The organism is Pseudomonas sp. B19125 (genome assembly GCF_044218855.1).
GTDB classification, from domain to species: domain Bacteria; phylum Pseudomonadota; class Gammaproteobacteria; order Pseudomonadales; family Pseudomonadaceae; genus Aquipseudomonas; species Aquipseudomonas edaphica.
Genome location: NZ_CP162589.1, coordinates 676,359 through 696,484 on the forward strand (window position 1 = coordinate 676,359; position 20,126 = coordinate 696,484).

Sequence of the window (20,126 nt, forward strand, 5' to 3'; positions counted from 1 at the left end):
CCAGGAGGTAAACCATGTCGGCCAAACAGAAGCCTGTTAATACCCCGTTGCATTTACTCCAACAACTTTCGGGCAGCTTGCTCGAACATCTGGAAAGCGCATGTTCCCAAGCGTTGGCCGATGCAGAAAAACTGCTCGCCAAACTGGAAAAACAACGCGGTAAAGCGCAAGAAAAGCTGCACAAATCCCGCACCAAACTGCAAGACGCCGCGACTGCCGGCAAAGCCAAGGCACAAGCCAAAGCCAAAGACGCGGTCAAAGAACTTGAGGACCTGCTGGACGCTCTCAAGGATCGCCAAGCTGAAACCCGCACTTACATTTCCCAACTCAAAAAAGATGCTCAGGAAAGCCTGAAACTGGCCCAGGGCGTTGGTCGAGTGAAAGAAGCTGTGGCTAAAGTATTGGGCGCCCGCACACCGGCAAAAGCTGCCGCGTCGAAAGCTCCAGCCAAGGCTGCGGCCAAGCCAGCTGCAAAAACTGCTGCTGCAAAACCAGCGGCCAAGCCAGCTGCTAAAACTGCTGCTGCAAAACCAGCGGCCAAGCCAGTTGCTAAAACCGCTGCTGCAAAACCAGCGGCCAAGCCAGCTGCTAAAACCGCTGCTGCAAAACCAGCGGCCAAGCCAGCTGCTAAAACTGCTGCTGCAAAACCAGCGGCCAAGCCAGTTGCTAAAACCGCTGCTGCAAAACCAGCGGCCAAGCCAGCAGCTAAAACCGCTGCTGCAAAGCCAGCGGCCAAGCCAGCAGCTAAAACCGTTGCTGCAAAGCCAGCGGCCAAGCCAGCAGCTAAAACCGCTGCTGCAAAGCCAGCGGCCAAGCCAGCAGCTAAAACCGCTGCTGCAAAACCAGCGGCCAAGCCAGCAGCTAAAACCGCTGCTGCAAAGCCAGCGGCCAAGCCAGCAGCTAAAACCGCTGCTGCAAAACCAGCGGCCAAGCCAGCTGCTAAAACTGCTGCTGCGAAACCAGCCGCCAAGCCAGTGGCTAAACCCGCTGCTGCAAAACCAGCCGCTAAGCCAGCTGCCAAACCTGCTGCCGCGAAACCGGCCGTTAAGCCAGCTGCCAAACCTGCTGCCGCTAAGCCAGCTGCAAAGCCAGCCGTTGCCAAGCCTGCTCCGGCCAAGCCAGCAACTCCGGCAGCCGCGCCTGCTACCCCGGCAGCGTCCAGCGCTCCAACCGCATCGGCCAGCAGCACCCCTGCACCGGTAGCGCCAAGCACCACCCCAACCAGCGCTTCCTAAGTGCGGGTGGCCACGACGCGCAGCTGCTGCAGCGCGTCGTGGTCAAGGTTGGCGGCTTCGGTCGCCAAGCCTTCCAGCCATTTCGGTTGCCTCACTTCCCCAGTCGGCCATGCCTGCGCCAACGCTTCCAGGCGCGCTAACAATTCCCGTTCGGCCTCCAGCTCCAGAGCTTTGACTCGCTCGCGTAACGCCGCAAGCGGCAAATCCTGTTGCGCCAGGGATCGCCATTGCATGCGCATCTGTCGTAACGGTTTGACCACCGTTTTTTGCCAAGGGCGTGCTAGCTGCTGCAGTGCCTGAATACGCGCAGGCTCAAGTGCAACGCCACGCTGCTCCAGCCAGGCGCCACACAGCAACAGGCACACATCCGCGCCGTGTTCCTGCAAGCGCAGGCAGGCGGCTTCGCACCCTGGGCGGGCGTAAATCGATAGGGCAAAGCTCCACAGGTCAGCGCACATATTCACACCCAAGCCAGCGGCCAACGAAGCTGGTAGACTCCGCCGCCATTATGATCCGACTTCAAAGCCTAACATTACAGCGTGGCCCGCAACGTCTTCTTGAAGACGCCGAGCTGACCCTGCACGCCGGTCACAAAGCCGGCCTGATCGGTGCCAACGGCGCCGGCAAATCCACGTTGTTCGCCCTGTTGCTGGGTGACCTGACCCCGGATTCCGGGGACTGCTTGCTGCCGGCCGACTGGCGCATCGCCCATATGCGTCAGGAGATCGACACCCTCGACCGCATTGCGATCGACTACGTGCTCGATGGCGACCTGCGCCTGCGGCAGGTGCAACACGACCTGGCCGAGGCCGAGAAAGCCCAGGACGGCGCCGCTCAGGCCCGCCTGCACTCGGAGCTGGACAGTGCCGACGGTTACACCGCCGATGCCCGTGCCCGCAAGATGCTGGCCGGCCTTGGGTTTACCAACGAACAGATGGATCGCCCGGTCGCCGACTTCTCGGGTGGCTGGCGCATGCGCCTGAACCTGGCCCAGGCGCTGATGTGCCCCTCGGACTTGTTGCTGCTCGACGAACCGACCAACCACTTGGACCTCGATGCGATCCTGTGGCTGGAAGACTTCCTCAAGAACTATCAGGGCACGTTGTTGCTGATTTCCCACGACCGGGACTTCCTCGACGCCGTGGTCGACAACATTGCCCACGTCGAACAGAAGAAAATCACGCTGTACCGAGGCGGCTACACCGCGTTCGAACGCGCGCGCGCCGAGCGTCTGGCCCAGCAGCAACAGGCCTTCGAAAAGCAGCAGGCGCAACGTGCGCACATGGAAAGCTACATCGCCCGGTTCAAGGCCCAGGCCACCAAGGCCCGCCAGGCCCAGAGCCGGATCAAGGCGCTGGAGCGCATGGAAGAGCTGTCGGCGGCCCATGTCGATTCGCCGTTCGACTTTGTATTCCGTGAGTCGGTGAAAATCTCCAGCCCCTTGCTGGATCTTTCGGATGCACGCCTGGGTTATGGCGACAAAACCATCCTGGAGAAGGTCAAGCTGCAGCTCACACCGGGTGCGCGTATCGGCTTGCTCGGCCCTAACGGCGCGGGCAAATCGACGCTGATCAAGAACCTGTCCGGCGAGCTTGAGCCTTTGGCCGGCCGCCTGACCCGTGGCGAGAACACGGTGGTGGGTTACTTCGCCCAGCATCAGCTGGATTCCCTGGATTCCAAGGCGAGCCCGTTACTGCACTTGCAGCGTCTGGCGCCGACCGAGCGCGAGCAAACGTTGCGCGACTTCCTCGGCGGCTTCGACTTCCGTGGCGCACGCATCGATGAGCCGGTGCTGAATTTCTCGGGTGGCGAAAAAGCCCGTCTGGCCCTGGCGTTGATTGCCTGGGACAGGCCGAACCTGCTGCTGCTCGACGAACCGACCAACCACCTGGACCTGGAAATGCGCCTGGCGCTGACCATGGCCCTGCAGGAATTCAGTGGCGCGGTGCTGGTGGTGTCTCACGATCGCCACTTGCTCAAGAGCACTACCGACAACTTCCTGCTGGTGGCTGACGGCAAGGTCGAAGAGTTCGACGGCGACCTGGACGACTATGCGCGCTGGCTGACCGATTACCGCCTGCGCAACGCGCCGGTGAGTAATACGCCGGTGAACCCTGACAAGACCGACAAGAAGGCCCAGCGCCAGGCCGCCGCTGCCCTGCGCCAGCAGTTGGCGCCGCACAAGCGCGAAGCTGACAAGCTGGAAGCCGAACTGGGCAAGGTGCATGAGCGCCTGGCCAAAATCGAAACCAGCCTGGGCGACAGCGCCGTCTACGAGGCGGCGCGCAAGGACGAGCTGCGCGACCTGCTGGCCGAACAGGCCAAGCTCAAGGTGCGCGAAGGGCAGTTGGAGGAAACCTGGATGGAAGCCCTCGAAGTGCTCGAAACCTTGCAAGCGGAGCTGGAGGCGCTGTCCTGATGGAAGCGTTGCAGTTGCCGCTGCCGGCACAATGGATCGCGCCGATCTGGGTCGGCGTGCAGATACTGCTGATCCTGCTGGCGGGTTATTTCGCCCAGCGCTTCGTGGCCAAGGGCTTGAATCGACTGGGTGAACGCTACCCGTTGCCACCGCAGTTGCTGATGCCACTGCGTGGTGGACTGCGCTGGCTGATCATGGGCAGTGCGCTGATTTTTGTGCTGGAGCGCCTGGGCGTTTCCGCCACCGTGTTGTGGACGGCGTTGTCGGGGTTTGTCGCAGTCGCGGCCGTGGCGTTTTTTGCCATGTGGTCGGTACTGTCCAACCTGCTGTGTGCGATTTTAATCTTCACTGTCGGGCCGTTTCGCCTCGGTGATATCGTCGAGCTGGTGGATACCGTCGACAAGCCGGGTGTAAAAGGCCGGGTGGTGGCGATTAACTTGCTCTACACCACATTGATCGAAGTGGAGGAGGCTGGCACTGACAGTGCGATGGTACAGGTGCCAAATAGTCTGTTCTTCCAGCGCTCGGTGCGACGTTGGCCAGGTACCCATACGTTTTCGGGTGACCGTTGACACTCAATGCGGGTAAAAATCTGTAGCCAGCCTTCACTCGGCGGAGTTAGCTTTAGGCACAACCGCTAATTCTTCTCCGAGGTGTGTAATGGCACTCGACACATGGCTTGCCTTTTTCCTGGCCAGTTGGATCATCTCTCTTTCCCCCGGCGCTGGTGCCATCGCTTCGATGTCCAGCGGCCTGCAATACGGTTTCCTGCGCGGCTACTGGAACGCCATTGGCCTGCAACTGGGCCTGGCGATGCAGATCGCCGTGGTGGCGGGCGGCCTGGGTGCCATTCTTGCGGCCTCTTCGACCGCGTTTTATGCGATCAAATGGTTTGGTGTGGCGTACCTGGTGTACCTGGCCATCAAACAGTGGCGCGCCTTGCCGATGGACATGAGCGAGGATGCGACGATACGCCCGATCGGCAAGCCAATGGCGATGATGTTCCGTGGTTTCCTGGTCAACGCCAGTAACCCCAAGGCCCTGGTGTTCATGCTGGCGGTTCTGCCGCAGTTCGTGAACCCGCAGGCGCCGCTGCTGGTCCAGTACCTGATCTTGGGCGCAACCATGATCAGCGTCGATATGATCGTAATGGCGGGTTACACGGGGCTTGCGTCGAAAGTCTTGCGGCTGCTGCGCACACCCAAGCAGCAAAAACGCATGAACCGCACGTTTGCAGGCTTGTTTGTGGGAGCTGCGGGGTTTCTCGCCAGCTTGCATCGCGCAACGGCTTGATTGACGAAAACCGGCTAAAAATGTGGGAGCTGACTTGTCGAGTCGTCGCACCGCTGCGATAGCATCACCGAGGTGTAACTGACGCACCGCAGTGTCTGCATCGCAGGCAAGCCAGCTCCCACATTAGTTATGTGTTGGCTTTGAAACGCGTGCTCAGCGCAGAATCTTCGGCGCTTCGTCCCTTGGCAGGTTATTGCGCAATGCAGGCTTGCCCGGGTCTGCGTAGCCACCTCCCAGCTGTTCCGCCAGTTGGCGCGCCACATCCTCACCCAAGGCTTTCGACACTTCCCGCACCACACGCGGCCGGTTCAGGCTCACACGCACGTCACGGTTGTTCACCAGCTTGGTGTCCTGGCCTTCACCCATGGCGGTAAATGCCGAGGTGATCTCGAAGGTGCGGGTATTGATCAGGCTGAAATCGGCCACCAACGTCAGGCCCAGCACTGCTGAGTAGCTGTTGGTGTGGTCCAGGGCGTTGATGTCCTGGGTGAAGTCGATGTCTGACAGCGTACCGAACAGCACATAGTCCGCGCCCTTGAAGTTACCGGCCTTGATGCGTTTGATCACATCATAGACGTCACCCTTGGCGTCGGCGGTGTAGGGCGTGCCCTGAACCAGCTGAAACTGGTGTGACTTGAGTATCTCGCCCTTGATATCACCGCTGAATTTACGCAACTCAGTCTGTTCGATGTAGCTGGTGCGGCTCTCGTACTCGCTGTAGGTCGAGGCACCGCTGGCGTTGTACGCGCTGGCCTGGAAGTTGTTGCTGGCCGACACCGCGTGGATGTACTCCTCGACGCGCGCCTCATACGCCAGGTCGGTGACCGCGATCTTCGGGGCGGCCGAGGCGCCAAAGGCGCACAGCAGGCTGATCATGCCGATCCATGCACGCATTGCTTAGCGCTCCGTGGTCTTGCGGATTTCTTTCTCGTCCATCCATTCGGCCAGGCCGCTTTCAACGTCGATCAGTTGCAGGCTGAACTTGTAGAACACGTCCTTGTAGTCCGAGCTGCGCTTGACGATGGAGCTGATGGAACCTTCCAGGCGGTACTTGGCGGCGACCATGTTGCCGGTCTTGCTCACCGTGGATTTCTTGTACAGGCCGCTCTGGTTTTGCAGCTTGAGCTGGTCGACCTGGCTTTGCATGTCGGTGTTATCGCTGGCGAAACGCGCGGTGCCGGTTTTCATCAGCTGGGTCTTGATCGACGTGGTGATCTCGCGGGTATCGATGTACTCGCTGGTCTTGTTCTTCACGTCATAGACCTGTACCACCGGGCGGCCTTGCAGGATGCCGGACTGGGCCAGGGAGCGGGTCATGCTCTCGGCGATCATCTGCAGGTCGGTGGAGCCGAACTCGTTGGTCACCAGTTCCACGGCCTTGGAGTCGCCGTAGCTGATGTTCTTGCCGCCGAGTACCGGCGAGGTGTTGGAGCAACCGCTGGCCAGAAGGGCAACGAGGGCGAGAATCGAGAAGCGTGCAAACATGGGGAAATCTCTCTGAATACGGTTAGCGCAGCGGCTCAAGGGGTTTTCACTTCGAGACGGAAGTCAGCGGCCTGGGGCAGGTTGGCGATGGCCGGCAGGAACGTTGCCTGGTTGGCGTACAGGTTCAGCACTTTCCAGGTTTCTTCATCACCCACCGGGAAACCATCGGCACCCAGCCAGGCGAAGCGGTAATACATCATCTGGTTGCTGCTGGTGATGTTGCTCAACTGCACCTTGGCGGTCAGGAAGCCATTTTCGCGGGCCACGCGAATGGCGCCGACGGCGATGCCCTTGAACTTGCCCATCACCACGATTTTGCTGGCGGCGCTGCCGGGTTCCGGTGGCGGCGCAGTGGCGCAGCCGGCGAGCAGGACCAGCGCCAGGGCGCCGAGGATGAAATGACGCATAGCGTGCTCCTTAAGGTTGTTTGAGGGCGATAGCCTGGGCGGAAGTGCTCGGCACCACATGGGCTGCAAGGCCACCGGCGAACACCTGGTTGCCGACCACGCGCAGGGTGATGACCTGATAGCGCTGGTCGGCCTTGACCGTCACCCGCGTGCCGCCCAGTGCGTTGGGCAAGCTGACTTGGTGCTCGCCGTGCTTGAGGCGCAGGCGTGTCACTTGGGTCATGTCCGGCAGGGTGCGCCAGGTGCGGGTGTCGGCGCCTTCGGTCACGGCCGAGGCGATGCCCAGCACCAGCCCCGCCATGGGGTTGGTCTTGTTCAGGTTGTTTTGTGTCACGCCACGGCTGACCGCACGCACAGTGGTGCGCAGGATGATCCCCGGCATGTCGTCACGCAGGGCGCGGCGGGACATGGCGGTGGTGCTGTTGAGCGCGGTGAGGTTCTGCTGTTTTCCGTCGACGCCGATCTGGCCGAAGGCCTGGGTGGAAGTGTCGGCCTTGATCACCGGGAACGACAGCGGGGTGATCACCAAGTGGCCGTCAATCGGAATCGGCAGCGGCAGGCGGATCGAGTCACGCGCCGGTGCCAGGCCACTCTGTACCACGATGAGTACATCGGTCTCGTCGGCGCCGACCTTGGACTTGTCCAGGTCCAACAACGCCTGTTCCAGCAGCGGTGTGTTGGGGCGCAACTCGGCAGCCTTGCGATAGCCCGGTGCAGCCAGGTCTTTTTCACCCAGGGCTTCGTAGACAAAGCCTGCCAGGTAATGGCTGAACGCACTCTGGTAACTGTTCTTCAGGCCGACCACTTCCGGCGCGTCCAGCGCTTCCACCGGGTAGCCGCGCAGGTCTTTGATCTGGGTAGTGACGCCCTGGCGCTCGGCTTCGCTTTCGCGCTTTAAGTATTCCTTGTCTCGCAGGTCGGCGATTACGGCTTCACGCTCGTGGGTCTTCTTGATCTCGGTGCGGGCGCCGTCGAAATCATTCAGGGCCAGCAGGTTCAGGGCCATCTGGGTGGTCAGCATGACTTTTTCGTAGTCATAACCTTCGTAGCGACGCACCTTGTCGTTGACCAGGAAGCTGCCGAACTGGGCGAGGTACTTTTCGCTGTCGAACTTGACCGATTCTTCCCATTTGAACACTTGCAGGTCGGCGCTGCGCCAGGCGGTCTGGCTGCCGGTGAGGTCGCCTTTGGCGCGCAACAACTCGCCCTTTTCAAAGAAGTAGAGCAGGTCCTTGTCTTCGCCGGTGTTGTTTTTTTCCAGCAGGGTCAGGGCGCCGTCGACGTTACCGGTGGCCAACTGCTGGTTGGTGGCTTGCAGCTCGGTGTCGTAGCTGCGAAACATTGAACAACCGGAGAGCAAGGTAACCGCCGCCAGTGTGAGCGGGGTTAAGGCGCGAAATGCCATGCAAACTTCTTCCCTGAGAGTGATCGGCTGATGTGCAAATTCCTCATAAAAACGAGGAAATAAATTCCCTTTTGCAATAACAGGGCGCGGCATTATAGGCGTCATTGCTGGCAAAACAATGGCTTTTTGCCGCTGCAAGTCGCGCTGAGATGCCATTGCTTGTCTCTTGATTGCACGGGGCTCACAGGCGCCAAATCACGAACGCCTTGAGTCAAACGCTTTAAAATTCAACAATGTGTTACTTCGTATTTCCCTTTGAGATTCATTCATGATTGCCCCCATCCGTTTTCTCGCCTGGTTGCTGCTGCCAGCCTTGATGTCGTGCAGCTTCAACCTGCTGGCCGCGACTGCCGAGGGCGCCCCACAAGCCCTGCATTTGTTGGACTACATTGGCGCTGACTACCCTCCGACGGTGGAGGCGGGCAAGGTTATCGATGAATCCGAATATCGCGAACAAGTAGAGTTTCTCGGGGTGTTGCAGGGCCTGGTGGCCGAGCTGCCGCAAAGGCCGGAGCGCGCCGAGTTGGTCAAGGGCGTCGACGAATTGTCAGCGGCTGTATCCGCTCACCAGGACGGCGCGACCGTCGCCCGCCAAGCCCGTCAGCTGGGCGCCAAGTTGGCGGTGGCCTATGAAGTCAGCCAGGCGCCGGCTATCACGCCAGACCCTGCGCGGGGTGCGCCGCTGTACGCCCAGCACTGCTCGGTGTGCCACGGTACTGCCGGTGCGGGTGATGGCCCGGCGTCCACGGGCATGACGCCGCCGCCAGCGAACCTGCGCGATGCGGTACGTCTGGACCGCCTGAGTCTCTACGCGATTTACAACACGTTGGGCCTGGGTGTTGAAGGCACCGACATGCCGTCCTTCGCCGACCAACTGGATGACCGTCAGCGCTGGGACCTGGCCACCTACATTGCAGGCTTCACCGCCGACCCGGCTGCCGCCAAAAGCGAACAGCCTTTCAACCTTGCCGACCTCGCTCGCCAAACCCCCAACGAGGTGCTGGCAGCCAGTGGCCCAGCCGCTGCCGCGACGTTCCGCGCCCAGCGTGCGCAGCCGCCACAGGTTAAGCGTGGCCCGGCGCAGTTGCTCGACTACACCGCGACCACGTTGGACAAGAGCCTCGCCGCGTTCCGCAACGGCGATCACGAACAGGCCTATGACCTTTCGGTCGCAGCGTACCTGGAAGGCTTTGAGCTGGTAGAAAGCTCCCTGGATAACGTCGACGCCAACGTGCGTAAAGACACCGAGAAAGCCTTGATGGCCTACCGGCAGTCGTTGCAGGACGGCCTGCCGGTCGAGCAGGTGCAACAGCGCCTGGACGTGGCCAAAGGCAAACTCACCGAATCCGCCGGATTGTTGGGCAGTGATGGCCTGAGCTGGTCGCTGAGCTACATCTCTGGTTTGCTGATTCTGCTGCGCGAAGGCCTTGAGGCGATCCTGGTACTGGCGGCGATCCTGGCGTTCCTGCGTAACACCGGCCAGCAATCGGCGGTGCGCAGTGTCAACGTCGGCTGGGGTTTGGCGCTGCTGGCTGGCTTGGCGACCTGGGCACTGGCGGCATATGTGATCGACGTGAGCGGCGCCCAGCGCGAATTGCTCGAAGGCTGCACGGCGTTGTTCGCCAGTGTGATGGTGTTGTGGCTGGGCGTATGGATGCATGACCGACGCCACGCGGCGGCCTGGCAGGATTACATCAAGAGCAGCCTGGTCGGCGGAGGGGGGCGTTTCGGTTTTGCGATGCTGGCGTTTTTCTCGGTCTATCGCGAGCTGTTCGAGGTGATCCTGTTCTACGAAACCCTGTGGCTGCAGGCGGGTCCTGCCGGACACAACGCGGTACTGGCGGGCGGCGCCACGGCGCTGGTGCTACTGGTAGGGTTGGCGTGGGTGATCCTGCGCGGCTCGGCGAAACTGCCGCTGGCGTTGTTCTTCGGTATCAACGCGGCGCTGCTGTGCGCGCTGTCGGTGGTGTTCGCCGGGCACGGCGTCAAGGCCTTGCAGGAAGCGGGCATCTTCGGCACACGGCCGGTGGCGTTCTTTGATTTCGACTGGCTGGGCATTCACGCCGATGCGTACTCGTTGAGTGCGCAGGCTGTGGCGATCCTGGCGATTGTGGTGCTGTACGGCCGCAGTCGCCTGGCCGAGAAGCGTCGAGTGGTGGCATAAGCATGCGGGTGTGGATCGATGCAGACGCCTGCCCGCGAGCAGCCAAGGACCAAGTGGTGAAGTTCGCGCTCAAGCGCCAGTTCGAAGTGGTGCTGGTGGCGGGTCAGAGCCAGATCAAGCCGAGCTTTGCCTGTGTGAAGCTGATCGTGGTGCCCAGCGGCCCGGACGCGGCGGATGACTATCTGGTGGAGCACGCCGTGCCCGGTGAGTTGGTGATCTGCAGCGACGTGCCGTTGGCCGACCGCCTGGTGAAGAAGGGCGTCACAGCCCTCGACCCCCGCGGCAAGGAGTTCAGCCCGGCGAACATGAGTGAACGGCTGGCGGTGCGCAACCTGTTCACCGACCTGCGTGAGCAGGGCCAGATGGGCGGCGGCCCACCGCCCCATGGTGAAAAGGACAAGCAGGCGTTTGCCAATGCGCTGGACCGTATCCTCACCCGATTAATGCGCCAGGCCTGACCTTGCAGTGAGTGGGTTTGTTGTAGCAGTTGGGCTTGTTGTGGCGAGCAGGCTTGCCCTGCGTTGGGCTGCGCAGCAGCCCCAGACCCCACAACCTCGCACAGCCTGACACACCGCGCTGCCTGAATTGGGGCGGCTTCGCCACCCAGCGCAGGGCAAGCCTGCTCGCCACCCCATTTATCGCGGGTTAATCATTCTCGTGGGTCAGTTCCAGCACGCGATCCACCAACTTGTTGATGCCTGACGCCACCTCGCTGATGCGCTTGCCGAGCATGTAGGCCGGCGTGGTCACCAGCTTGCGGGCCTTGTCCTCGACGATATCCTCGACAGCGCACTCCTGATGAGTGGCGCCCATCTTGTCCAGGGCCGCCGCCGTGTCGGGGCAGTTGCCGATGGTGCAGGTCACGCCGGGGCCGTAGATTTTTGCGGCCAGGGCTGGCGAGATGCAGATCAGTCCCACAGGCTTGCCGGCTTCGGCAAAGGCTTCGGCCAGCTCCAGCACTTGCGGGTTGACGCTGCAACCGGCGCCCTCCACGGCAAAGTTCGAGAGATTCTTCGCTGCGCCAAACCCGCCAGGCACGATCAGTGCGTCGAACTCGTCGGCGTTGGCTTCACGAATGTCTTTCACCTCACCTCGAGCGATGCGCGCCGACTCCACCAGCACATTGCGCGACTCGGGCATCTCTTCACCGGTAAGGTGGTTGATCACGTGCAGCTGCGCAATGTCTGGCGCAAAACATTGGACCTGAGCGCCGCGCTGATCCAGGCGCAGCAGCGTGATCACACTTTCATGAATCTCTGCGCCGTCGTACACGCCGCAGCCGGAAAGGATCACTGCAATCTTTTTGCTCATGGGCATCTCTCCTGTTTTTGTGGCGTTAAATGTCTACTAATTTGTCACCTGTTGCCAATGGGATCTCCTGCGGCTACACCTAATCTTGATGTAACAAAAATACATCGGACTAGCCCATGGACTTCGTGCCTTACGCGGTACCGTTTTTTATTGCCTTGATCGTGGTCGAGCTGCTGGCCGATCGCTGGCGCGGTGAACGCAATTATCGGGTGGCGGACGCTATCAACAGCCTCAGCACTGGTGTGCTGTCCACCACCACCGGGTTGTTGACCAAAGGTGTGGGCCTGCTGACCTACGCGTTTGCCCTCAAGCACCTGGCGCTGATTGAGCTGCCTGCCCAAAGCGTGTGGACCTGGGTGTTCGCCTTTGTGTTTTACGACTTCTGTTACTACTGGCTGCACCGCTGCGGCCATGAGCGCAACATCCTCTGGGCTGCGCACTCGGTGCATCACCAGAGCGAGGACTACAACCTCACCACCGCGTTGCGCCAGACCAGTACCGGCTTCCTGCTGAGCTGGATCTTCTACTTGCCCCTGGCCGTCGTGGGCGTGCCGCTGGTGGTGTTTATCAGCGTGGCCTCGCTCAATCTCCTGTATCAATTCTGGGTACACACCCGTCACGTGCCCAAGCTCGGCTGGTTCGAGTGGTTTTTCGTCACGCCGTCCAATCATCGTGCCCACCATGCGCAAAACGCTCTCTACATGGATCGCAACTACGGCGGGGTGTTCATTATTTGGGACCGCCTGTTCGGCAGCTTCCAGGAAGAAGACGATAACGAGCCGGTGATCTTCGGCGTGACCACGCCGTTGGCCAGTTGGAACCCGCTATGGGCCAACCTGCAGTTTTATGCACAGTTGTGGAGTGATGCGCGGCGCACTGAGAGCTGGTGGGACAAGCTGCGTATCTGGTTCATGCGCACCGGCTGGCGCCCGGCGGACGTGAAAGCCAAGTACCCGATGGCCAAGCCCGATTTGAGCCAGTTCCGCAAATTCGAGGTGCCGCTGGACGCGCGCCAGCAGGTTTATATCGCCCTGCAATTTGCAGCGTATGTAGGGTTTGGCAGTTACCTGATGAATTTCGGCGAGGGGCTGCCCACGGCGGCGCTGGTGCTGGGCTGGAGTGCGATGGCGCTGGGGCTGTTCACCTTGGGCGTGGCCCTGGAGAGTCGGCCGTGGGCGCTGAAAGCCGAGCTGGTGCGCCTGGGACTGAATGTGCCGTTGGTGTGGCTGGCGCCGCTGGTCGGCTTGTGGCCGGCCAGCAGCCTGGGCTGGCTGGGCCTGGTGAGTTACAGCTTGCTCAGTGCGATCGGCCTCTACTGTTGCAGAAGCAGGCTTACTCGACTGGCGTCTTAGGCGGTTGCTCCGGCGCCTGCTCGGCAGCCAGCCGGGCCTTGGCCTCAGCACAGGCTTCGCGGGCGATACGCGCGTTCTTGAAGCGCCGGCGCAGCCACAGGCCAAAGCCCAGCAATAGCAACGCGCCCAGCACCCACAGCTCGTATTTCTTGACGCTGCCGAGCATGCCTTCCAGCACCGCGCCGAAGTGGTAGGCCGCCGCGCCCAAGGCCGCGGCCCAGATGGCGGCGCCGATGCCGTTGAGAATCAAGTAGCGGGCCGGCGGGTAGCCCGACAGGCCAATCGCCACCGGCATCACGGTGCGCAACCCATAAACGAAGCGGAAGCTCAGCACCCAGATATCCGGGTGCTTGCGGATATGTTCCAGGGCCTTGTCGCCCATCAATTGCCAACGCGGCTTGCGCGCCAGCAGCTTGCGCCCGTGTTTGCGCCCCAGGAAATACCACAGCTGGTCGCCGGCATAGCTGCCAAAAAAGGCAACGACCACTACCAGGTTGATATCCATGTAGCCACGGAACGCCAGGAAGCCTGCGAGAACCAAAATGGTTTCGCCTTCAAAGAAGGTGCCCAGGAAGAGCGCAAAGTAGCCGAAGTCATGCAGAAATTGTTGAAGCATGGTCTGGGGTGCTGGCGAAATGAACGCGCAGCCTACGCCTTCGTGAACATTCATGAAAGTATCGAGATGTGTCACGAAGTGAACAATTCCTACATAAACGACGAATGCGACTACAGGTCGCATCGATAAGCACAACTGTCATTCCTTCGTCATAATGGCCGCTTATAACTGCAACGCTCGCCCGTAAACGCGGGCTCAGGAGTCTGTCGTGAGCTTTACCCCTGCCAATCGCCTGTTCCCCGCCACCCGTCTGCGACGCAATCGCCGTGATGATTTTTCTCGCCGCCTTGTACGTGAAAATGTACTGACGCCGAATGATCTGATCCTGCCGGTGTTTGTGCTGGACGGCGAAAATCGTCGGGAGGCTGTGGCGTCGATGCCGGGCGTGGAGCGCTTGACCATTGATTTGCTGCTTGAAGAGGCAGCCGGTTGGGTTGAACTGGGGATTCCGGCATTGGCGCTGTTCCCGGTGACACCGGCCGAGCTCAAGTCCCTCGACGCCGCCGAAGCCTGGAACCCGGAAGGCATCGCCCAGCGCGCCACCCGGGCTTTGCGTGAGCGTTTCCCGGAACTGGGTGTAATCACCGACGTGGCGCTGGACCCGTTCACCACCCACGGCCAGGATGGCATTCTCGACGAAGACGGCTATGTTCAGAACGACATCACCGTCGATGCGCTGGTCAAGCAGGCCTTGTCCCATGCCGCAGCAGGCGCCCAGGTGGTGGCACCGTCGGACATGATGGACGGCCGCATCCAGGCGATCCGCGAAGCCCTGGAACTGGCCGGCCACGTCAATGTGCGCATCATGGCCTACTCGGCCAAGTACGCCAGCGCCTATTACGGCCCGTTCCGCGATGCGGTGGGTTCGGCGTTGAACCTGGGCAAGGCCAACAAGGCCTCGTACCAGATGGACCCGGCCAACAGCCATGAAGCGCTGCACGAAGTGGCGGCCGACCTGGCCGAAGGCGCCGACATGGTGATGGTCAAGCCCGGGATGCCTTACCTGGACATCCTTTATCGGGTCAAAGAGGAATTCAAGGTGCCGACCTTTGTCTATCAGGTCAGCGGTGAATACGCCATGCACATGGCCGCGATCCAGAATGGTTGGTTGAGTGAAGGGGTGATCCTCGAATCCCTGACTGCCTTTAAACGTGCGGGTGCTGATGGCATTCTGACCTACTTCGCCGCCCGCGCTGCCCAATTGCTTAGAGAGCAACAATAGCCCTCACAGGAACACTCGATGAATACCGAAGGACTCTCCGAAGTTGCTGTAAAAGACGCTCACCCGGTGGTTGAACAAATCGCCGAAACCCCACCGGAGCTGGAGCCGGCTGCGCCTGCTGTGGTGGCTGAAGCGCCCGCGCCGGCCCCGGTGGCAGCGGTGACCAACCTGGATGACAGCAGCCTGTACATCCACCGTGAGCTGTCACAACTGCAATTCAACATCCGCGTGCTGGAGCAGGCGCTGGATGAGTCCTACCCACTGCTGGAGCGGCTTAAATTCCTGCTGATCTTCTCCAGCAACCTGGACGAGTTCTTCGAAATCCGCGTTGCCGGCCTCAAAAAGCAAATCACCTTTGCCCGCGAACAAGCCGGTGCCGACGGCCTGCAGCCGCATCAGGCCCTGGCGCGCATCAGTGAGCTGGTGCACGGCCATGTGGACCGCCAATACGCGATCCTCAACGACATCCTGCTGCCGGAACTGGAAAAACATCAGGTCCGCTTCATCCGTCGTCGTCACTGGACCACCAAGATCAAGACCTGGGTGCGTCGCTACTTCCGTGACGAGATTTCACCGATTATCACCCCGATCGGCCTCGACCCGACGCACCCGTTCCCGTTGCTGGTGAACAAGAGCCTCAACTTTATTGTCGAGCTGGAAGGCATCGATGCCTTCGGTCGCGATTCTGGCCTGGCGATCATCCCGGCGCCGCGTCTGTTGCCACGGATCATCAAGGTACCGGAAGAAGTAGGGGGCGCTGGCGATAACTATGTATTCCTCTCGTCGATGATCCACGCGCATGCCGATGACCTGTTCCAGGGTATGAAGGTCAAGGGCTGCTATCAGTTCCGCCTGACCCGTAACGCCGACCTGGCGCTGGACTCCGAAGACGTCGAAGACTTGGCCCGCGCCCTGCGCGGCGAGCTGTTCTCGCGGCGCTATGGCGACGCGGTGCGCCTGGAAGTGGCTGACACCTGCCCCAAACACCTGTCGGACTACCTGCTCAAGCAGTTCAACCTGGCCGAGTCCGAGCTGTACCAGGTCAATGGCCCGGTGAACCTGACGCGTCTGTTCAGCATCACCGGCCTGGACAGCCACCCGGAGCTGCAATACACGCCGTTCACGCCACAGATCCCGAAACTGCTGCAAAACAGCGAGAACATTTTCAGCGTGGTGAGCAAGCAGGACATTCTGCTGTTGCACCCGTTCGAGTCGTTCACGCCAGTGGTCGACCTGCTGCGCCAGGCCGCCAAGGACCCGCATGTGTTGGCTGTGCGCCAGACCCTGTACCGCTCTGGCGCCAACTCGGAAATCGTCGATGCGCTGGTAGACGCTGCGCGTAACGGCAAGGAAGTCACGGCGGTGATCGAGCTGCGTGCGCGGTTTGACGAAGAGTCCAACCTGCAACTGGCCAGCCGCCTGCAAGCGGCCGGTGCGGTGGTGATCTACGGCGTGGTCGGCTTCAAGACCCACGCCAAGATGATGCTGATCCTGCGTCGCGAAGCCGGTGAAATCGTGCGTTACGCCCACTTGGGCACTGGTAACTACCACGCCGGCAACGCCAAGCTCTACACCGACTACAGCTTGCTCACTTCTGACGACGCCTTGTGTGAAGACGTCGGCAAGTTGTTCAGCCAGTTGATCGGCATGGGCAAGACCTTGCGCATGAAGAAGCTGTTGCACGCGCCGTTCACGCTCAAGAAGGGCATGCTCGACATGATTGCCCGCGAAACCCAGTTCGCCCTCGACGGCAAGCCGGCGCACATCATTGCCAAGTTCAACTCGCTGACCGATCCGAAGATCATCCGCGCGCTGTACAAGGCCAGCCAGTCCGGGGTGCGCATCGACCTGGTGGTGCGTGGCATGTGCTGCCTGCGCCCGGGCATTGTGGGTGTGTCACATAACATCCATGTGCGCTCGATCATCGGCCGCTTCCTGGAGCACACACGGGTGTTCTACTTCCTCAACGGCGGCGAGGAGCAGATGTTCCTCTCCAGTGCCGACTGGATGGAGCGCAACCTCGACAAGCGTGTGGAGACTTGCTTCCCGGTCGAAGGCAAGAAGCTGATCATGCGGGTCAAGAAAGAGCTGGAAAGCTACCTCACCGACAACACCCACAGCTGGAGCCTGCAATCGGACGGGCGCTACGTGCGCAACACCCCGACCGGCAACCAGAACCCGCGCAGTGCGCAGGCGACGTTGCTGGAGAAGCTGGGTAGCCCGATTCTTGCGGTGAACTAAAAGCCTGCACAGACCTAATGTGGGAGCGGGCTTGCTGTGGCGAGGGAGCTTGCTGTGGCGAGGGAGCTTGCTCCCGTTGACTGCGCAGCAGTCTCCGGCTTTTTGGGGGCGCTACGCACCCCAGCGCAAGCAAGCTTGCTCGCCACAGCAAGCGCGCTCACACCTGTGTTTTGCAGCGCGCTTTAGCGCAAGTTCAGGCTGAACCCCACCCGCGTCAACCACTCCGCTTCCTGGGCAAAGTCCGCCTGGGTCAGCTGGTTTTCATCCAGCCAGCCTTTGGGGAACACCACGTCCAGGCTGTCGCCATGGGCGCGCAGGGTGACTTGGGGCATTTCCTGGGTGCCACGGATGTGGTGGAACAGGATCGCAAAGCGCAGCAGCACGCACAGGCGGATCAGCTTGATGCCTTCGTCGCCGAACTCGGCAAATTTGTCCTTGGGAATGTTGCGGCGATGGCCACGCACCAGCAGGGCGAGCATCTGTTGGTCTTCGCGGGAGAAACCGGCGAGGTCCGAGTGCTCGATCAGGTAGGCGCCGTGCTTGTGGTAATGGTAGTGGGCGATGTCCAGGCCCACTTCATGCACCTTGGCGGCCCAGCCCAGCAGTTCGCGCCAGACGCCGTCTTCCAGGTCCCAGTCCTCGGCTACCTGGTCAAAGGCGTGCAGGGCTTTGCGTTCCACCCGGGCCGCTTGTTCCAGGTCGACGTGATAACGCTCCATCAACGAGGTGAGGGTGCGCTCACGCACGTCTTCGTGGTGATGGCGGCCCAGCAGGTCATACAGCACGCCTTCGCGCAGGGCGCCGTCGCAGTGGTCCATACGTTGCAGTTCGAGGGCGTCGAAAATCGCTTCGAGAATCGCAAGGCCAGCCGGGAAGATGGTACGACGGTCGGGCTTGATGCCGTCGAAGTCGATTTTCTCGGCATCGCCCAGCTTGAACAGTTTGCGCTTGAGCCATGCCAGGCCTTCGGCGTTGACCTCACCGGTGCCATGGCCGCCGGCTTTGAGGGCCAGGCCGATGGCGCGGATGGTGCCGGACGAGCCGATGGCTTCATCCCAGGTCAAGCGGTGCAGCGCATGCTCGATGCTCATGATCTCCAGCCGCGCGGCCGTGTAGGCCTGGGCATAGCGGGCCGGGGTGATCTTGCCGTCCTTGAAATAGCGCTGGGTAAAGCTCACGCAGCCCATTTGCAGGCTCTCGCGCAGCAATGGCTCGAATCTTTGCCCGATGATGAACTCGGTACTGCCGCCGCCGATATCCGCCACCAGGCGCTTGCCGGGCGTGTCGGCCAGGGTGTGGGACACGCCCAGGTAGATAAGGCGCGCCTCTTCCCGGCCGGAGATAACTTCTACCGGGTGCCCGAGGATTTCTTCGGCGCGGCGGATGAATTCGACACGGTTGCGCGCCTCACGCAGGGCGTTGGTGCCGACAATTCGCACGGCGCCCAATGGCATGCCGTTGATCAGTTGGGCAAAACGCTTGAGGCAGTCGAGGCCGCGCTGCATGGATTCTTCATTGAGCTGGCGCTGGTCGTCGATGCCGGCAGCCAGTTGAACTTTCTCGCCGAGCCGCTCAAGGATGCGGATTTCGCCGTTCTGGGCCTTGGCCACGACCATGTGAAAGCTGTTGGAGCCCAGGTCGATGGCGGCGATCAGGGACAAATTCTTGGCTTGGGATTGCGGCATGGTTTGGGGGTCTCGGTCGATAACCCGACCATCGTGCCACGATCGACCGCTGGCGCCAACGCGTTGTGCTTCAGGAATCTTCCTGTCGGTGCGGGAGGCAATGCCTGTTGGAGATGTAGGGCGATTCTCCTTTGCTCTAGCGAATAAACTTAAGGCTAGGTACGAGGTATTAAATTTATGCCTATAAAAACTCTCGGGACTTTCCTTACAAGGGTTTTGTATTTGTTCTGCTCGGTTTTTTAGTTATGACTACTGATGCAGTTGAAAAGGGTGGTCATATTTTTGTTGTATTCGGACAGCAGTTGACGTGCTCTCCTATTCTTTTTTAGGTCACTTACAAGCGAGACTGCCCGTCGGCAATGATGCCGTGGTGTTATTTGTTTATGGCGTTTTATGTCAGGGAATGTCGTGTTTTAGAAGCGGAGCTTTTCAGCCTTTAATAAGTAACGTCTGTTAACTTCTAATGACGGGTAAAAGATGAAAAAAGTATTTGGTTTGGCCGTGGGGATTGCGTGCCTGTTTGCCAGTGTAGGCGCCTATGCAACTACCAACCCGACCGGCAACCTGATCGTCAAGGGCACCATTATTCCGGCGGCTTGCAGTATGAGCGTTAGCGCCGGCGGGGTTATCGACTATGGCACGATTCGAGCCAATCAATTGTCCCAGACGAATTTCAACCCACTTGCGGAGCGTTCCACTTCGCTGGTCGTCAATTGCGGTACTACACCTGCCAGGTTTTTCTTGTCTGTCACTGACTTGCGGGCCTCCAGTAAAGTTACTGGCATATTGGGCGCTGGCTACACCGAAGCCCAAAACTATGGTCTCGGTACGTATGGTGGCAGGCGCACCGGCGGCTATTCGGTCACCCTCAGAAACCTGACGTCCAACGGTGTGGCGCTCAACCCGATTGTACGGTCGAGCAAGGACGCAGCCTGGCAAGCCAGCGACGGTAAGGTTTCCCAGACACCTAACCAGCATTCCTGGCGTAACGGCGCTGTCAATGCGCCAGCTTCGATCTCTCAGCTAACCGGTGTTATTGCCGTCAAAGCGGTGATCAATCGCGCAAGTGATCTGAACCTTACCGGCAATATTGCGTTGGATGGTCACGCGACGCTGGTTCTGGATTACATCTAAACGTTTGAGCAACAGTCGATAGCGAGGCAGAGTCAGTCAGGGGGACTCTTATTAGTTATCGGCTGTTTTCATGTGGCTGTGCAATTACACGTACTCATTTGTTTGTGAATGTTCCAGGGAGAACTCGGTGAACGGTCTTTCAAGAATAATTGGTTTC

At 60.5% G+C, this 20,126-nt stretch carries 18 protein-coding genes; 10 read left to right on the plus strand and 8 right to left on the minus strand.

Annotated features, from left to right (window positions below; genetic code table 11):
• Positions 1-14 precede the first annotated feature (14 nt).
• Complete coding sequence (locus AB4P96_RS02950) at positions 15-1,235, plus strand: AlgP family protein (RefSeq protein WP_169988015.1); 1,221 nt, start codon at positions 15-17, stop codon at positions 1,233-1,235.
• On the opposite strand, the gene AB4P96_RS02955 is transcribed toward AB4P96_RS02950, so the two are convergent.
• Positions 1,232-1,693, minus strand: a complete 462-nt coding sequence (locus tag AB4P96_RS02955) for a TIGR02444 family protein (RefSeq protein ID WP_170036742.1) — start codon at positions 1,691-1,693, stop codon at positions 1,232-1,234. The two genes, AB4P96_RS02950 and AB4P96_RS02955, sit on opposite strands and share 4 nt — an antisense overlap.
• Before the next feature lie 50 nt (positions 1,694-1,743).
• On the opposite strand from AB4P96_RS02955, the gene AB4P96_RS02960 reads away from it, so the two are divergent.
• From AB4P96_RS02960 to AB4P96_RS02970, 3 genes are all read left to right on the plus strand, one after another.
• Positions 1,744-3,654, plus strand: coding sequence for an ATP-binding cassette domain-containing protein (locus AB4P96_RS02960; protein ID WP_395600492.1), 1,911 nt, complete (start codon positions 1,744-1,746; stop codon positions 3,652-3,654).
• Positions 3,654-4,226, plus strand: a complete 573-nt coding sequence (locus AB4P96_RS02965) for a mechanosensitive ion channel domain-containing protein (RefSeq protein WP_395600493.1) — start codon at positions 3,654-3,656, stop codon at positions 4,224-4,226. Before AB4P96_RS02960 ends, AB4P96_RS02965 begins: the two co-directional genes overlap by 1 nt.
• An 88-nt stretch (positions 4,227-4,314) precedes the next feature.
• On the plus strand, positions 4,315-4,947 hold the full coding sequence (locus AB4P96_RS02970) for a LysE family transporter (protein WP_017135232.1): 633 nt from the start codon (positions 4,315-4,317) through the stop codon (positions 4,945-4,947).
• A 153-nt stretch (positions 4,948-5,100) separates the two neighbouring features.
• On the opposite strand, the gene AB4P96_RS02975 is transcribed toward AB4P96_RS02970, so the two are convergent.
• The 4 genes from AB4P96_RS02975 to AB4P96_RS02990 are packed head-to-tail and all read right to left on the minus strand — an operon-like array spanning position 5,101 to position 8,244.
• Positions 5,101-5,841 carry a penicillin-binding protein activator LpoB gene (locus AB4P96_RS02975; protein ID WP_170036744.1) on the minus strand — a complete coding sequence of 247 codons (741 nt, stop codon included), beginning with the start codon at positions 5,839-5,841 and terminating at the stop codon, positions 5,101-5,103.
• A gap of 3 nt (positions 5,842-5,844) precedes the next feature.
• On the minus strand, positions 5,845-6,432 hold the full coding sequence (gene lpoB / locus AB4P96_RS02980) for a penicillin-binding protein activator LpoB (protein ID WP_017135234.1): 588 nt from the start codon (positions 6,430-6,432) through the stop codon (positions 5,845-5,847).
• 35 nt (positions 6,433-6,467) lie between these two features.
• Positions 6,468-6,839: a YcfL family protein gene (locus AB4P96_RS02985; protein ID WP_017135235.1), complete on the minus strand. Its 372-nt coding sequence runs from the start codon at positions 6,837-6,839 to the stop codon at positions 6,468-6,470.
• Positions 6,840-6,849: 10 nt separating this feature from the next.
• The gene (locus AB4P96_RS02990; RefSeq protein WP_395600494.1) at positions 6,850-8,244 is read right to left on the minus strand and encodes a COG3014 family protein; all 1,395 of its coding nucleotides are present in this window, start codon (positions 8,242-8,244) and stop codon (positions 6,850-6,852) included.
• A gap of 268 nt (positions 8,245-8,512) precedes the next feature.
• Between AB4P96_RS02990 and AB4P96_RS02995 the strand changes: the two genes are divergently transcribed.
• Complete coding sequence (locus AB4P96_RS02995; RefSeq protein WP_395600495.1) at positions 8,513-10,408, plus strand: FTR1 family protein; 1,896 nt, start codon at positions 8,513-8,515, stop codon at positions 10,406-10,408.
• A gap of 2 nt (positions 10,409-10,410) precedes the next feature.
• Positions 10,411-10,866 carry a YaiI/YqxD family protein gene (locus tag AB4P96_RS03000; RefSeq protein WP_017135238.1) on the plus strand — a complete coding sequence of 152 codons (456 nt, stop codon included), beginning with the start codon at positions 10,411-10,413 and terminating at the stop codon, positions 10,864-10,866.
• Positions 10,867-11,053: 187 nt separating this feature from the next.
• On the opposite strand, the gene elbB is transcribed toward AB4P96_RS03000, so the two are convergent.
• On the minus strand, positions 11,054-11,719 hold the full coding sequence (elbB, locus tag AB4P96_RS03005; protein WP_017135239.1) for an isoprenoid biosynthesis glyoxalase ElbB: 666 nt from the start codon (positions 11,717-11,719) through the stop codon (positions 11,054-11,056).
• Positions 11,720-11,835: 116 nt separating this feature from the next.
• Here elbB and AB4P96_RS03010 point away from each other — a divergent pair, with 116 nt between their 5' ends.
• Entirely contained in the window at positions 11,836-13,071 is a 1,236-nt protein-coding gene (locus AB4P96_RS03010; protein ID WP_138450993.1) for a sterol desaturase family protein, read from the plus strand.
• On the opposite strand, the gene AB4P96_RS03015 is transcribed toward AB4P96_RS03010, so the two are convergent.
• Positions 13,052-13,687 carry a DedA family protein gene (locus AB4P96_RS03015; protein WP_026013544.1) on the minus strand — a complete coding sequence of 212 codons (636 nt, stop codon included), beginning with the start codon at positions 13,685-13,687 and terminating at the stop codon, positions 13,052-13,054. The two genes, AB4P96_RS03010 and AB4P96_RS03015, sit on opposite strands and share 20 nt — an antisense overlap.
• A 208-nt stretch (positions 13,688-13,895) precedes the next feature.
• Between AB4P96_RS03015 and hemB the strand changes: the two genes are divergently transcribed.
• Positions 13,896-14,909, plus strand: a complete 1,014-nt coding sequence (gene hemB / locus AB4P96_RS03020) for a porphobilinogen synthase (protein ID WP_099550285.1) — start codon at positions 13,896-13,898, stop codon at positions 14,907-14,909.
• 18 nt (positions 14,910-14,927) lie between these two features.
• On the plus strand, positions 14,928-17,150 hold the full coding sequence (gene ppk1, locus AB4P96_RS03025; protein WP_017135242.1) for a polyphosphate kinase 1: 2,223 nt from the start codon (positions 14,928-14,930) through the stop codon (positions 17,148-17,150).
• A 182-nt stretch (positions 17,151-17,332) separates the two neighbouring features.
• On the opposite strand, the gene ppx is transcribed toward ppk1, so the two are convergent.
• Positions 17,333-18,835 (minus strand): exopolyphosphatase, encoded by a 1,503-nt coding sequence (gene ppx / locus AB4P96_RS03030; protein WP_056860774.1) that lies wholly within the window; start codon positions 18,833-18,835, stop codon positions 17,333-17,335.
• 477 nt (positions 18,836-19,312) lie between these two features.
• Between ppx and AB4P96_RS03035 the strand changes: the two genes are divergently transcribed.
• Positions 19,313-19,969, plus strand: a complete 657-nt coding sequence (locus AB4P96_RS03035; RefSeq protein WP_017135244.1) for a DUF1120 domain-containing protein — start codon at positions 19,313-19,315, stop codon at positions 19,967-19,969.
• The last annotated feature ends 157 nt before the right edge of the window (positions 19,970-20,126 follow it).